This is a genomic window from Sphingomonas sp. OK281, assembly GCF_900115295.1.
GTDB lineage: Bacteria > Pseudomonadota > Alphaproteobacteria > Sphingomonadales > Sphingomonadaceae > Sphingomonas.
On record NZ_FOVZ01000003.1, the window covers coordinates 336,107 to 351,476 of the forward strand.

At 65.2% G+C, this 15,370-nt stretch carries 6 protein-coding genes and 1 tRNA gene; 5 read left to right on the forward strand and 2 right to left on the reverse strand.

Features of this window, described 5'->3' with window-relative positions:
• Positions 1–172: 172 nt before the first annotated feature.
• Together BM244_RS13135 and BM244_RS13140 are read right to left on the reverse strand one after the other, a co-directional pair.
• Positions 173–1,174, reverse strand: coding sequence for an NADP-dependent oxidoreductase (locus BM244_RS13135; RefSeq protein ID WP_093399366.1), 1,002 nt, complete (start codon positions 1,172–1,174; stop codon positions 173–175).
• A gap of 141 nt (positions 1,175–1,315) precedes the next feature.
• Positions 1,316–2,638 (reverse strand): DUF2171 domain-containing protein, encoded by a 1,323-nt coding sequence (locus BM244_RS13140; protein ID WP_093399367.1) that lies wholly within the window; start codon positions 2,636–2,638, stop codon positions 1,316–1,318.
• Positions 2,639–2,874: 236 nt separating this feature from the next.
• On the opposite strand from BM244_RS13140, the gene BM244_RS13145 reads away from it, so the two are divergent.
• The 5 genes from BM244_RS13145 to BM244_RS13165 all read left to right on the forward strand — a co-directional run bounded on the left by BM244_RS13145 (position 2,875) and on the right by BM244_RS13165 (position 15,190).
• A tRNA-Ala gene (locus BM244_RS13145) sits at positions 2,875–2,950 on the forward strand.
• Between the two features lie 743 nt (positions 2,951–3,693).
• Entirely contained in the window at positions 3,694–6,888 is a 3,195-nt protein-coding gene (locus BM244_RS13150) for a TonB-dependent receptor (protein ID WP_093399368.1), read from the forward strand.
• A gap of 113 nt (positions 6,889–7,001) precedes the next feature.
• Positions 7,002–9,953, forward strand: coding sequence for a glycosyl hydrolase 115 family protein (locus BM244_RS13155; protein WP_093399369.1), 2,952 nt, complete (start codon positions 7,002–7,004; stop codon positions 9,951–9,953).
• Complete coding sequence (locus BM244_RS13160) at positions 9,950–11,512, forward strand: alpha-N-arabinofuranosidase (RefSeq protein ID WP_093399370.1); 1,563 nt, start codon at positions 9,950–9,952, stop codon at positions 11,510–11,512. The genes BM244_RS13155 and BM244_RS13160 overlap by 4 nt, the downstream gene beginning before the upstream one ends.
• A 333-nt stretch (positions 11,513–11,845) precedes the next feature.
• On the forward strand, positions 11,846–15,190 hold the full coding sequence (locus tag BM244_RS13165) for a PAS domain-containing protein (RefSeq protein WP_093399371.1): 3,345 nt from the start codon (positions 11,846–11,848) through the stop codon (positions 15,188–15,190).
• Positions 15,191–15,370: the final 180 nt, after the last annotated feature.

A 15,370-nucleotide genomic window follows, 5' to 3' on the forward strand; every position in this document is an offset into this window, starting at 1 on the left:
GGGGTGACGCGGGGATGCAGCCGTCCCTCTATTGCATCCTCCCCCGCCAGGGGGAGGTGGCTGGCCCTTGCCAGACGGAGGGGGAGGTAAGGGGTAACCGTGGTTGCGCGTTCCTCCCCCTCCGTCACCTTCGGTGCCACCTCCCCCTCGCGGGGGAGGATCGAAGAGCCGTTCAAACCTTGACGAGCATCTTCCCCGTATTCCCACCCGAGAACAGCCCCAGAAACGCATCCGGCATCGTCTCGAGCCCCTCGTGCACCGTCTCCTGCCGCTTCAGCGTCCCCGCCGCCAGCATCCCGCCCATATCCTTGTAGAACTCCTCGGCACGATTCATGTAGTCGCTGACGATGAACCCGCGGATCTGGATCCGGTTACCGATCAACCGCGCGAGATACTTCAGCTGGGTCGCAGCCCCGCTGTTGTAGACGTCGATCATCCCGCACACCGCGAACCGCGCGTGCATCCGTGCATGCGCCAGCGCCGCATCGAGATGCTCGCCGCCGACATTGTCGAAATACACGTCGATTCCCCCAGAACCGACAGCGTGGGCCGCCTCGCCAAGCGCCTTCACCACCGGCACGTTGCTCTTATAGTCGATCACCGCATCCGCACCGAGCGACTTCACCCACGCACACTTCTCCGCGCCGCCGGCCGAGCCGATCACCGTCATGCCCTTGGCCTTGGCAACCTGCACCACGGTCGAGCCGACCGCACCCGCCGCCGCCGACACGAACACCGTGTCGCCCGCCTTCGCCTCGGCAACCTGGAGCAGCCCGAAATACCCGGTCATCCCCGGCATGCCGAGCTGCCCGAGAAACGCCTGCGCCGGCACGTCGAGTGCGGGCAGCTTCTGCACCTGCGCGGCCGGCACCACCGCCTCGTCGCGCCAGCCCGCCATGTGCAGCACCATGTCGCCGACCTTGATGCCGTCGTCGTTGCTCTCGACCACTTCGCCGACCGCGCCGCCCTGCATCGCCTCGCCCAGCGCGAACGGCGGGACATAGCTCTTCACGTCGTTCATCCGCCCGCGCATGTACGGGTCGACCGACAGCCAGCGGTTCGCGATACGCACGTCGCCGGCGCCGAGCGTCGACTGGTCGAGATCGATCATGGCGAAGTCGGTATGCTTCGGCATGCCTTGCGGACGTGCCTTCAGGCTCCATGCACTGGCCATAAACTTGCTCCTGTCTTGAATATTCGTGAAGCGGGTATGGCGCAAAGCCACGCTCGCGCAACCCGCAAAAAAGCCCGGACGTTTCCGCCCGGGCTCTTGTTCGACCGGGATCAACAGACCCCGATCATCGCTGACGGGCGATCAATAGGTACCGGAAAAGCTCTTGCCAAGGGCCTGCCCCGAGGTGCCGGTGGTGCCGGTCGTCTCGGTGCCCGTCGTTGCCTGACCGGTCGTGCCGGAATTGGTGGTCGACGCCGACGACGTGCCGTAGTTCGAGGTCGACGTGTCCTTCTTGTCGCCACCGGTGCGATCGCCGTACTCGAACATCGCCGAGTTGCGCTCTTCTTCCTTCCACGCGGCCTTGGCTTCGTCGGCAGACTTCGACAGCGTCACCTTGCCGTCAACGGTCTTGATCCAGCGCGACGGGATCGAGTGATGTACGCCGCCCGCATCCTTGTCGTTCTTGGTCAGCAGGATCCGGTCGCCCTTCACCTTGTCGACCGTACCGACATGGCTGCCGTCCGACCCGACGACTTCCATATGCTCGGCGACCTGTGACAGCGAACTACGCTGGCCCTGGCGCTCGGTGCGCCACGACGAGAACTCATTCTCGAACTTCGAGCGGTTCTCATGGCGATACTCGTCATAGTCACGGTCCAGCGCCGCGATCTGCGTGCTACGCCAGCTATGGTAATGGTCGTCATGCGTGTTCGACGACCGGTTGCCGAACGACCGGTTGTCCGAGTTGCCGTACGAACGCTCGTCGTAACGCGCATCGGCTTCGCGGCGACGCTCTGCCTCGTCGTCGCCGAACCACGAGCGAACTTCGTCGCCGGCGCGCGCGATGAACCCGCGATCGTCATAGTCGTAGCCCTGCGGCTGGCGACCATAGTCACGCCCTTCGTTACGGCTGTCGCCGCGCGAGGGGTTGCGGTTGTCGTCGTCCGCATGGCGGTTGCGCCCCACGTCCTCGAAGCGGCGACCGTCGGATGCATAGCTGCCATGATATTCGGTATCGCCCGAACCCTGGCTGCCCTGGCCGTAGGACGGCTGGCCGTAACCCTGCCCAGAGCGCTGCTGGCCATAGCCCTGGCTCGATCCCTGGCCGTAACGCGACTGCCCGTAACGCGACTGCCCATCACGCGACTGCCCATCACGCGACTGGCCGTAGCGATCGCCGCCCGACGGCTGCGAACGGTCGTTGTGACCGCCATAATAGTCACGACCGCCCTGCTCGCGACCATATTGGTCGCCGCGTCCCTGGTCGTCACGCCCCTGATATCCCGGGCCGCGACCGCCACGGTTGTCGTCGCGATCATATTCGCCCGCGGCTTCATACTCGCGCGCGCTGGAGCGGCCATAGCCGCCACCGTCTGCGCGGAAATCGCGACCATAATCCTGCGAGTTCGGCCGACCGAAATAGTCGCCCGACTGGGGATCTCGGGTATTGCGTTCGTAGACCATAGGAACCTCCTAATTGCTATCCTGCGGCTGCCGGCGTCGTCGCATGCGACGTCGTACATTCCGAGGACTACAAACGCCAAACCGGCCGAATGTTCCTGTGATCCGGGCGGCGCGACGGCGACACGACGCTGTGTTGCGACGACATGCCGGGGGCCGCTCGCTCGTGCCTCGCCAACCCGGTTGCAACAGCCAAATCGACCCGCTAAACCTTCGACTTGGCCTATGGCCGACCGCGCGGGGCCGTAGCTCAGATGGGAGAGCGCCGCAATCGCACTGCGGAGGTCAAGGGTTCGATTCCCTTCGGCTCCACCATGCGCAACCTATTGAAAGACGGTCCATTTCGATTTCACGTGCGATCGTTCACGAGGCTCCCGCGCGCGTCTGCACGCCGCCCGAACGCATGATAGCGCCCCGCCCCTCGCGTCGATAACGGCTCATCTTGCCGACGATCACCGACCATGACGACACCAGTCACTTGGCCCGAATACGCGGCGTCGTGGAAGATCGAACCGATGACGTACCCACCTGGCACGCCGCCATGCGACTCCGGTGCGAGCGCTGCGGCCAGTCGACTGAGTGCAGGGCCGTCAGTCGGCGGCTAACCGAGGATACTCCCTCACCGGGTATCCAACGCCTTCGCCTGTCCTACCGGATTTGGACGCATCCGACGTACCGGTACCATCGATACGAAAAAGGCCGGCGCGAGGCCGGCCTGAGTATGGGGATGCCATGACGGCCCGAACCTCCTAGCAGAACTGAATTGGTAAGACAGAAGAAAATTCCTTCTCCTGAAGGACCGGCGAGAATGGCCATCATCGCTTGAAATTGGCCATGCCGAAAATTGTTGACTCGTCGACCAGCCCGCCTAAGATACCGCTATCAATTGCCTGCAGCAGACGGGTTATGATCGGGAGTTGGATGGTTTTGGCGCTTCAGATTCTCGAAAACCATGCTGGAGCGAAGCCCGCTCCCGGCCACCTGTCGCGTACAAACCATCAACGACCAAACCATGCTTCGCGCCGCAACGTCGGCGACGTCCAGAGAGGATCCTGATCATGACACCCTACAAAACGGCCCCCCGCCTGACGCGTGCGGCGTTGTTGTGTGCGACGACCATGGTGGTGCTGTCTGCTACCGTCGCAACGGCACAAACCATTCCGCCGACGCAGGACCCGTCGCCTGCCGCGTCCCAAAACGCCGGGCCGGCCACGGCAGAGCCGGCCACACCTCCTGCGTCGCCGGCCGCGACTCTGCCCGGTTCTGACCAAACACCCGGCACGATCGACGCGGCCGACAGTTCGGACATCGTCGTCACCGGCTATCGCTCAAGCCTTGCCAAATCGACCAACGCAAAACGTGCCTCCACCGGCTTTACCGATTCCATCTTTGCCGAAGACATCGGCAAGTTCCCCGACACCAACATTGCGGAATCCTTCAACCGCATTCCCGGCATCACGATCACGCGCGACGTGACGGGCGAAGGAACCAACGTCGCGATCCGCGGACTTGGCTCCAACTTCACGAACGTCACGCTCAACGGCGCGACGATCGCGGTGGCGTCGTCGGGTGCGACCGACGCACAGGGAACCGATCGCTCGGTCGATCTCAGCTTTTTCCCGACGGACCTGTTCACCAAGCTCACCGTCAACAAGAGCTATACCGCGGACCTGCTGGAAGGCGGCGCGGCGGGTAATATCGACCTTCGCTCGGCACGGCCGTTCGATCGTGCGACCTCGTTCCTCGCCTATAACGTGCAGGGCACGAAGCAGTCGCCCGAGGACCGGATCGGCGCTCGTGGCTCGCTGATCGGCAGCTGGCGGAACGACAAGGTCGGCATCCTGGCAGGGGTCTCGGGACAGCGCCTGTTTACGGACACGCGCGGGTTCGAGACGGTTGGCTATACCAATCCTGCACTTACGGCCGCGCAATGCGGTGCGACGACGGGGTGCAACACGACCGGCGGGGGCAACTGGACGATCCCGGCGGTGGTGCCGGTCGGCGCCGGCGCGGGGTTGGTGGCAGGAACGCCGATCACCAGCGCGTTCCTGCTCGCAAACAATCCGGGTGCGACGATCCAGCAGATCGACAACGCGCTGCTGCCGCGGCTCGGCCGGTCGACCAGCATCCGCGGTCCGCGCGACCGGATCAACGCCATCGTCAGCGCCGAGTGGCAGCCGACCGATACGCTGCACCTCTACGTGGACGGCCTCTACGGCTACAAGAAGAACGAACTGATCCGCGAGAACATCGCATGGATCGTCCGCAACGGCGCGATCATTCCGACCAACCTGACGTTCGACAAGGCGGATTGCACGATCGGCTGCGTCGTCACCGGCGGGACGTTCGCCAACGCGCAGTTCTTCAACGAATTCCGCCCCTACACCGAAACCACGAAGCTCTTCAGCATCAACCCCGGTGGCGAGTGGGAAATCTCCGACACGCTGAAGCTCAACCTCCAGGGCAATTACGCACGCTCGACCTTCCACCGCGAGAGCCCATCGGTCGGCATGACGACCCCGCTGGGCGTCGGCAACACGGTAACCTACACGAATACCGGCGGCATCCCGAGCATCGTCAGCGCGCTCGATCTCAACGATCCGGCCAATTTCGGCTGGAACGCGGGCAGCCGCGTGAACATCTCGGACGAGCGACGGCTGAATACGAGCAAGGGCGCGCGCGGCGACCTTACCTGGGGTGGCAAGGCGCTCAACCTGAAGGTCGGCGGAGCGTTCGACGACGTGTCGCGTCGTATCCAGGGGTTCGACAACAGCCAGGCGTATCAGAACGCGGTTTGCGGCAACAATCCCAGTGTCTTCGTACCATCGCCCAATTCCCAGCCACCCTGCGAGGGGCTGAACGCACCTGGCGTCATCCCGACGGGCTATCCCTCCTATCCGGGTTACGGCACCGGATCGACGTCCGGCATGGCCGGGCCGGTGACCTATGGCGGCTCGCTGATCCCGAACTCCGCGGCGTCGACCTATCTCAAGCCGGGTCCGGCCGGGTTCGTGACCGTCGATTGGCCCGCCTTTGCCGCTGCAAGCAACTACAAGCTCTTCCACGACAACGCACCCGAGAGCGGCGGCGCAAATACCGGCGCCAGCGGCGGCACGATCCGCGAAGTCGTGAAATCGGCGTTCGCAACGCTGAACGGCGAGCAGGAACTCGGCGGCAACATGCTGCGCTTCAATGTCGGCCTGCGCTACGTCAACACGATCCAGACGATCACCGGCCGGGTCTCGCTGCCGGATCCGCGCAACACCACGCCCACGGGCGCGGCCCTGCCCGACGGCAGCCGCTATGCGAACATCGTCAACATCGTCGAGACGCGCAACGAATATGCGAAATGGCTGCCGGCGGCGACGTTCGCCTACGACGTCAGCGAACATGCCGTCGTCCGCGTTGCCGGATCGCGGACGATGACGCGCCCGGATCCATCCGCGCAGTTGCCGGGCGTCAGCTTCGGTGCCCCCTCGGCCGATCAGGCGAACATCGGCAATCCCGCGCTCAAGCCCTATCTGTCGACCAACCTCGACCTCGGCTTCGAATATTACACCGGCCGCGAAGGCGTCGTCAGCTTCAACGCGTTCCGCAAGTCGATCGAGGGCTTCACCAACACCTTCATCAGCACGGTGCCGTTCTCCAACCTGGCGCAGTACGGGATCACCTACGACACGCTCAATCCCACGCAGCAGATCGCGATCAACTCGCGTGGCGGCCCCGGCGCGGCGCAGGTGCAGGTCACGTCGCAGGTCAACGTGCCCAACAAGCTGACGATCAACGGGCTCGAATTCCAGTGGGTCCAGCCGCTCGATTTCCTGACCAGGATGATCGGCGTGACGGGGTTCGGCTTCAACGCGAACGCCACCTTCGTCGACCAGCGCAGTGATGGCCCGGCAACCGCGTTCGGCGTGGCGCCGTTCACCTACAATATCACCGGCTATTACGAGAAGCACGGCGTGATGCTGCGGGTTTCGACGACGTCGCGCGAAGGATCGCAGAACAGCGGCGCGGCCCAGAACGGCATTCCGGCAGCGGCACTGTTCGGGACGGACTATACCACGTACGATTTCTCGTCCTCGTTCGATCTGGACAAGATCTTCGGCATCGCGCACGCGCCGCAGCTGACGGTGAACGTGGCGAATTTCACCAATGCCACGCTGCGGTCCTACTTCCAGTTCGAGGACGCGACCTTCACGCAGTACAAGCCGGGACGTCAGTTCCTGGTGGGTCTGCGTGGCACCTTCTAGTCTGCGCGCGGGCTAGCCAGCATGCGGGGCGGCCTGACGCGGCCGCCCCGCCGAATATCGGGTGGGACGATACGGACGCGACCGTCCCGCCCCATGATCGCGGAGACGAAACGATGATCACGCGCCGTAACATGATGGGCGGCGCGGTGGCCGCGGGGTTGATGGCCTCGCCGTTGGCCGCCGCGGTGCGGTTCGACCGGCGCAAGGGCGGGTTCGACATCACGATGCCGAGTGGCGGCGTGGTACCGGTGTTCGTCGATGCCGACGACCTGGTCGGCGTCCGCCGCGCCGCCGGCGACCTGGCCGCCGACATCGGTCGCGTGACCGGCACCGCGGCGCAGGTCGTTTCGGATTCCGCGCATCTCGCCGAGCGGATCATCCTGGTCGGCACGCTCGGCCATAGTCCGCTTGTCGACCGGATGATCGCGAGCGGCAAACTCGACGTCGCCGGCATCCGCGGCAAATGGGAATCGTTCGTCGTCGAGACGATCGCCAACCCGCTGCCCGGCGTGCGCGAGGCGCTGGTGATCGTCGGCAGCGACAAGCGCGGTGCGATCTACGGCGCATACGATTTGTCGCGGATGATCGGCGTGTCGCCCTGGTATTGGTGGGCGGACGTGCCGGTCGTCCGCCAGGCGCATCTGAGCGTGGCGCATGGCCGCTATGTCCAGGGATCGCCCGCAGTGAGATATCGCGGCATCTTCCTCAACGACGAAGCGCCCTGCCTGTCGGGCTGGACCACCGAAAAGTTCGGCGGGATGAACGCCAAATTCTACGGACGGCTGTTCGAACTGCTGTTGCGACTGCGCGCCAATTACCTGTGGCCGGCGATGTGGAACAATGCGTTCGCGATCGACGATCCGGCCAATGCGCCGCTCGCCGACGAGTACGGCATCGTGATGGGCACGTCGCATCACGAACCGATGATGCGCGCGCACAAGGAATGGACCGACCATCACGACGACTACGGCAACGGCGCGTGGAACTACGCGACCAACCGGGACGGCGTGCGCACGTTCTTCGAGGAGGGCATCGCGCGCAACCGGACCAACGAGGTGGTCGTCACGATCGGCATGCGCGGCGATGGCGACGTCGCGCTGGAGAGCACCGGCAGCCTCCAGTCCGACGTCACCTTGCTCGAGACGGTCATCACCGACCAGCGCCGGATCATCGCGGAGGGGATGCGCAAACCCGCCGAGCAGGTGCCGCAGGTGTGGGTGTTGTTCACCGAGGTCTATAAATATTACGATGCCGGGCTGAAGATCCCCGACGACGTCACGCTGATGCTGGCGGACGACAATGTCGGCAACCTGCGCCGCCTGCCGACGGCGGCCGAGCGTGGTCGAAAGGGTGGCTTCGGCGTGTATTTCCACATGGACATGCACGGCGGCCCGTTCGCGTATCAATGGATCAATTCGAACCCGCTGCCCAAGATCTGGGAGCAGATGAACCTCGCCAACCAGTACGGCGCGAACGAGATGTGGATCGCCAATGTCGGCGACCTCAAGCCGCTCGAACTGCCGATCGAGTTCTTCCTGGCGATGGCGTGGAACCCCGCCGACGTCGCCAAGGACAAGATCGCCGATTGGACGCGCGCCTGGGCCGAGCGCCAGTTCGGGCCCGAGCATGCCACCGAGATCGCGTTCCTCGCGGCGCGCTATGCCAAGTATAACGGGATGCGCAAACCCGAGCAGCTCCGCCCTGGTACGTACAGCCTGGAGCATTACCGCGAGGCCGAGCGGATGTGCGAGGCGTGGACCGACCTCGTCCGGCGCGCCAATGCGGTCGACGCCGCGTTGCGCCCCGAGCAGCGCGACGCGTTCTATCAGCTCGTGCTGTACCCGGTGCGCGCGTGCGCCAATCTGATGCTGATGTATGCCGCGGCGGCGCGCAATGCGCGGTTCGCCGAGCAGGCGCGGGCGAGCACCAAGGCCGAGGCCGACGAGGTCCGGCGGCGTTTCAAATACGACCACGAACTGCGCGACACCTACAACCACGTGCTTGCCGGCGGCAAATGGAACCACCTGATGGACCAGACGCATATCGGCTATTTCGACTGGTATCCGCCCGAGGCCGACATCATGCCCGCGGTTGCCGATCTCGATCTCGACGGCGTGACGGGGTTCGGCGTCAGCGTCGACGGGGACAGCCGTGGATGGCCGGGCTATTACATGCCGCCGGTGCTGCCCACGCTCGACAGCATCACGCGGTTGCCGACCTATCTCGACGTGTTTCCGCGCGGGATCGCCGACGCGCAAGTGACGGTGACCGCGGACCAGCCCTGGGTGACGATCCGCGAGGGCAAGGCGTTCAGCGTCTCGCCGCGCGACCGGCGGTTCTGGATCGATGTCGACTGGACGAAGGCGCCGGTGGGGAAGGCCAAGGCGACGATCGCGGTCAAGGGCGACACGACGATCAACGCGGCGCTGAACGTGGTGCGCGCGACGCCGCAACAGGAGAAGGACGCGCGCGGTACGTTCGGTGGGCTGGCGGGCGCGTTCGCGGTGCCGGTCACCGGCTTCACGCGGTCGGTGCCGGTCGGTGGCGTGCGCTGGGACGCGATCCCCGATTTCGGGCGCGTCGAGACGGCGATGTCGATCTTTCCGGTCGATGCACCGTCCTTCCCGGACCCCTCGCGCACACCGCGTCTCGAGTATCCGATCTTCCTGGCGACGGCGGGCAAGTATCGCGTCGATCTGGTGACTGGGCCGACGCTGGAGGTTATCCCCGGACGCACCCTGAGCGTGGCAGTCTGGCTCGACGATCGGCAGCCCGAGATCGGCACGGTCTTCACGTCGGAGGACGGCGCGGCCCAGGATTTTCTCGGCGCCAAGCATGCGGCCAACACCGCCGACAATGCGCGGACGATGCGGTTCACGATCGATGCGGATCGACCGGGGCGCCACGTGCTGACCATCGCCATGATCGATCCGACGATCGTCGTGCAGACCATCGCGATTTCGCACGGGGATCCCAAGGCCTGCTATTTCGGACCGCCGATGATCGACGCACGGCCTGCGCAACCCGGCCGGTCCGTGTCCCCCTGGGCGATCGCCCGGTCATGAGGCGGGCATGCCTGGCTCTTGTCGGCGTCCTGGCCCTGGCGGCGCTGCCTGCGGGGAACGGGCGCGCGGCGACGCAGGACCCGCAGCCGGTGTCGGCCGACGTGATCGTCGATCTCGATGCGCCGGGGCCGGTCATCGCCAGGCATATCTACGGCCAGTTCGCCGAGCATCTCGGGCGGGGTATCTACGAAGGCATATGGGTCGGCGAGAAGAGCGCGATCCCCAACATCCGGGGGTATCGCCGCGACGTGGTCGAGGCGTTGCGCCATATCCATGTGCCGGTGGTCCGCTGGCCGGGGGGCTGCTTCAGCGAAATCTACGATTGGCGCGACGGGATCGGGCCACGCGCGAAGCGTCCCACCCGCGTGACGATGAACTGGCCGAACACGATCGACACCAACCAGTTCGGCACGCATGAATTCCTCGATTTTGCCGAACTGATCGGCGCGGATGCCTATGTCTCGGGCAATGTCGGATCGATGACGCCGCGCGATATGGCGCAGTGGATCGAGTACATGACCTCCGACCAGCCCGAATCGACGCTGGTGCAGCAGCGCAAGCGCAACGGCCGCGACACGGCATGGCGCGTGCCGTTCTTCGGCATCGGCAACGAGACCTGGGGCTGCGGCGGCGAGATGCGACCCGAATACGCCGCCGACGTTAACGCGCGCTATGCGATCTTCGCGCGCGCGCCGAGCGGTTATCCGATGATCAAGGTGGCGAGCGGCGCCAGCGTCCAGGGCGGCGGCGATCACGAGGCGTTCACCACCGCGATGATGGCGCACATGGGCGCGACGCAGGCGCTGAGCTTTCATTATTACGCGATGCCGGACGGAGCCAAGGGACCGGCGATCGGTTTCGACGAGGATGGCTGGGCGAGCGAACTCGCGCTTGCGCGGCGCATGGAACCGCTCGTGTCGCGGACCGAGGCGATCATGGACCGCACCGATCCCGAGCGGAAGATCGCGCTCTTCATCGACGAATGGGGAAGCTGGTATCGCCAGCCACCCGAGGCGCCCGAGGGTGCGCATTACCAGCAGAACTCGTTGCGCGATGCGATGGTCGCGGCGCTCACGCTCGACATCTTCCATCGGCACACCGCCCGCGTGCGGATGGCCAACATCGCGCAGATGGTCAACGTGCTGCAGGCGATGATCCTCACCGAAAAGCAGAAGATGCTGCTGACGCCGACCTATCACGTGTTCGACATGTACCAGCCGTTCATGGACGCGACGCCGTTCCCGGCGCTGGTGGCGGGCCCGGTCTACACGCAGGGCAAGGCGAGCATGCCGACGATCGACGCGTCGGCGGCGCGGGGCAAGGACGGCAAGCTCTATCTCGCGCTGGTCAACGTCAGCCCAGGCAAAGCCGCGCATATTCGCACGAACCTGACCGGAACCGCGCAGGGCCGGTTGCTGACCGCGCCGCAGATCGACAGTCACAACAGCTTCGATGCGCCGGAAACGGTCAAACCGGTGTCGTTCTCTGGTCGGCTCGAGGGCGGAAGGATCGTCTTCGACATGCCGGCAAAATCGATCGCCGTGGTGAGGATCGAGTGACGCACGGGCATCGCCGGGGGTGATGCGCGACGCTGCGGGCTGCGTTTCGGATAATTGCGAAGGGCATTCCGGCGGCGATCGTGAACGATGCCGATACCGACGCACGGTTCGGACCGTGGCCAAGCCTCGTTCGCGGCCCCGCCGCCGCACGACCGGCATCGCCCACGCGCCGCCTACGGCCGCGGGCGAAGCCAGGGCAAGATGCTCGCAAGTGCAAACTCTTGGCCAATTTCAGTGGCTTTCCGAACGCAATCCGATCTCCTATGTTGATTTCGCAGGGCTGGTACCTGTGGTGGAGGCTGGCCGGCCCCCAACGGACGATGATCAGTCTCTATGCTTCCACCTGTCGATCCCGCGCCTGATTTCCTGACCGGTGGCGGTGAGATGGGCGCGCTCATGCGGGCGTGCGATTGGTCGGCAACGCCGCTCGGCCCGACCGAATCCTGGCCGCAGTCCTTGCGCTCGTCGCTGTCGATTTGCCTGAATTCGACCATGCCCAACGCCGTCTACTGGGGCCCCGATTGTCACCTGCTCTATAACGACGCGTATTCGGAGATACTGGTCGATCGCCATCCTGACGCACTCGGTCGCCGGTTCAGGGACGTCTGGCCTGAAGCATGGCCTGTGCTGGGCCCCCAGCTGGAGACTGTGGTCTCGACGGGACACGGCTTTGCGGCCGACCGCTTTCCGCTGATGTTGACGAGGCAAGGCGCGCTTCAGGAGACGCATTGGTTCTACAGCTTCGCTCCGATCAGGGGCGAAGGCGGCACCGTCCTCGGCGTTTTCGTCAACGGTCTCGAAATCACCGAGAGGGTATTGGCGGAACGGCGCCACGCCACTGAACGGGACCGCCTGGCTCAACTCCTGGACAAGGCCCCGAGCTTCGCGGCCAGCCTTCGCGGTCCCACTCACGTCGTCGAGTTCGTCAACGCCGCGTTTCGAGCCACGTTCGGCGAACGCGACTTCATCGGGAAGACGACCGGCGAGGCTTTCCCCGAGTCTGCGGAACAGGGCCTCTCCGAGATGCTCGACACGGTCTATTCGACCGGCGAACGGTTCATTGCCGATCGCGTCGCCATTCGACTCGAAGCACCCGGGGCGGCACCGGAGGAACGGTTCCTCAACTTCATATGCGAGCCGGTCACCGACGATAACGGCCAGGTCACCGGCATCTTCATCGAAGGCTACGACGTCACCGACGCGCATCGCGCCGAGGCCGGCTTGCAGGGGGCGCAGGAGCGCTACAGCGCGCTGTTCAACGCCATCGAACAGGGCTTTTGCACGATCGAGGTTGCGTTCGACGAACACGAACGACCGGTCGACTACCGCTTCCTGGAGATCAGTCCGTCGTTCGAACGCCAGACCGGCATCGAGAATGGCGCTGGCCGGTGGATGCGGGAGATCGCACCCGACCAGGACCAGTTCTGGTTCGATACCTATGGTCATGTGGCGCTGACCGGCGAGCCGGCGCGCTTCGAAAACTATTCGACGCCGCTCGGTCGCTGGTGGAACGTCTACGCCTTTCGCATCAGCGGTTCGTTCCGGGTCGCCGTGCTGTTCCACGACATCACCGACCAGAAGCGCTCGGAGGCGGCGCTGCGGGAAAGCGAGGCACGATTCCGATTGATGGCCGACGCCGTGCCGCAGATCGTGTGGATCACCGACCGCCATGGCCGCATGGAGTTCCTGAACAAGCGGTTCGTCGACTATACCGGCGCGTCCTACGGAACATCTGTGCCAGCGGACATGACGATGGACGTCATCTACCCGGAGGACGGCGAGCGCGTAGTTGCAGCATTCGCCGCCGCGCTCGAAAGTGGTCGGCCGTTCGAGATCGAGCACCGCGTCCGCTCGTCTGCTGGCGAGAACCGGTGGTTTCTGGCTCGGGCCGAACCCTTCCGGGATACCGAGACGGACAAGATCGTCCGCTGGTTCGGCGTGTCCGTCGATATTCACGATCGCAAGCAGACCGAGGCCGCGTTGCGGGCGAGCGAAGCGCGGCATCGCTTCCGTGCGGAGTTGAGCGATGCACTCCACGGATTGACGACGACGTCCGAGATCATGGCGACGGTGGCGGAACGGCTCGGGCGGTGGCTCGGCGTCGATCAGGCGAACTACTACAGCGTGGAAGGCGATAGCTTCGTCGTCACGGAAGAGTGGCGGACAAGCGCAAGCCTGGGTTTGCTGGGGCGCCACTCGCTCCCCGAATTCGGCGAACGTACGGTCGCGCTCGTGCGGTCCGGAGGGTCTCTCCGCGTCGACGATACCCGGTTGGCGGAAGGCGCCCAGGCCTATGCCGCCGTTGGCATGGGCGCCGTGCTGTCGCTGCCGCTACGGCGCGATGGTCGTTGGGCCAGCGGGCTTCACGTTCACCAGAAGCTGCCGCGTGCCTGGACCGACGAAGAGGCGGAACTGGTAGCCGAGGTGGCGGCCCGCACCTGGGATGCGATCGAGCGTACGCGCGCCGAAGGCGAGCTACGGACAAGCGAGCTCGCGCTGCGCGACCTGACCAACACGCTCGAGCGCCGGGTGGTCGAGCGTACCGCCGAACTGGAACTCGCGCACGAGCAGCTGCGCCAGAGCCAGAAGCTCGAAGCCATGGGAGCGCTGACCGGCGGGGTAGCGCATGACTTCAACAACCTGCTGACACCCATCGTAGGATCACTCGATCTTCTCCAGCGACGAGGCCTGGGCGGCGAGCGCGAACAGCGTCTCATATCGGGCGCCATACAATCCGCCGATCGTGCGCGAACGCTGGTACAACGGTTGCTCGCCTTCGCGCGCCGTCAGCCGTTGAGCGCCAGTGCCGTCGACGTTGGCAGACTGGTAGAGGGCATGGCCGATTTGCTCGGTAGTACGACCGGACCGCAGGTGCAGGTCGTCGTCGCGTTGGCGCAGGACCCGCCTGCGGCGCACGCCGATGCCAACCAGCTGGAAATGGCGCTCCTGAACCTGGGTGTGAACGCGCGCGACGCGATGCCGGATGGAGGAACCCTGCGGATCGGCGCGACGCACGAAAGCGTCGTGTCCCCGAATGGCGCTCTGAAGGAGGGGCACTACATCCGTCTGTCCGTCGCCGATACGGGCGTCGGCATGGATGAGGCTACCCTTGCGCGGGCAGTCGAACCGTTCTTTTCCACCAAGGGTATCGGCAAGGGCACGGGTCTCGGCCTGTCGATGGCGCACGGTCTGGCCGCGCAGCTTGGTGGGGCGCTGACGATCCAGAGCCAGCCGGGGACGGGCACGACTATCGAGCTGTGGCTGCCGGTCAGCGTGGCGGCGGCGAGACCGGAGGAGGTCGTCACGACGCCTGCCGTGCTTGGCGCGGTTCGCGGACTGGCATTGCTGGTCGATGACGAGGATGTCGTCCGGGAGAGTACCGCGGACATGTTGGAAGAGTTTGGCTACGACGTGCGCCAGGCGGCATCGGCCGAGACCGCGCTGGCGCTGGTCGCACAGGGGCTCGAGCCGGACCTGCTCGTCAGCGATCACCTCATGCCGGGCATGAGCGGCGTGGATCTCGCGCGGGCCCTGCGAACGACGCGAACCGACCTGCCGGTATTGATCGTGTCCGGCTATGCCGAGGCCGAGGGTATCGCCCCCGACCTGCCCCGCCTGACCAAGCCGTTCAAAAGCGCCGAGCTGGAAGCCAGCCTCGCTGCACTCACATCGGGTTGAAACCGACGCCGCGGCTCGCGGAGCCCGCCTGTGTCGAAACCTGCTTCTTTCCCAAAATGGCCTTCGCTGCGACGACGCGGGTGAGCCGCCTTTAGCTCGTCGGCGCGGATGTCCGGAGAGGACAGGCTGGAAACCTGCGGATATGCCCATGGCGGTTGCCGTGCTGGTCCCGCAGGACAT

Coding starts and splice junctions, on each gene's coding strand:
- BM244_RS13155 (WP_093399369.1), top strand. CDS start 7,002: ATGATCACGCGCCGTAACATGATGGGCGGCGCGGTGGCCGCGGGGTTG.
- BM244_RS13140 (WP_093399367.1), bottom strand. CDS start 2,638: ATGGTCTACGAACGCAATACCCGAGATCCCCAGTCGGGCGACTATTTC.
- BM244_RS13160 (WP_093399370.1), top strand. CDS start 9,950: ATGAGGCGGGCATGCCTGGCTCTTGTCGGCGTCCTGGCCCTGGCGGCG.
- BM244_RS13135 (WP_093399366.1), bottom strand. CDS start 1,174: ATGGCCAGTGCATGGAGCCTGAAGGCACGTCCGCAAGGCATGCCGAAG.
- BM244_RS13165 (WP_093399371.1), top strand. CDS start 11,846: ATGCTTCCACCTGTCGATCCCGCGCCTGATTTCCTGACCGGTGGCGGT.
- BM244_RS13150 (WP_093399368.1), top strand. CDS start 3,694: ATGACACCCTACAAAACGGCCCCCCGCCTGACGCGTGCGGCGTTGTTG.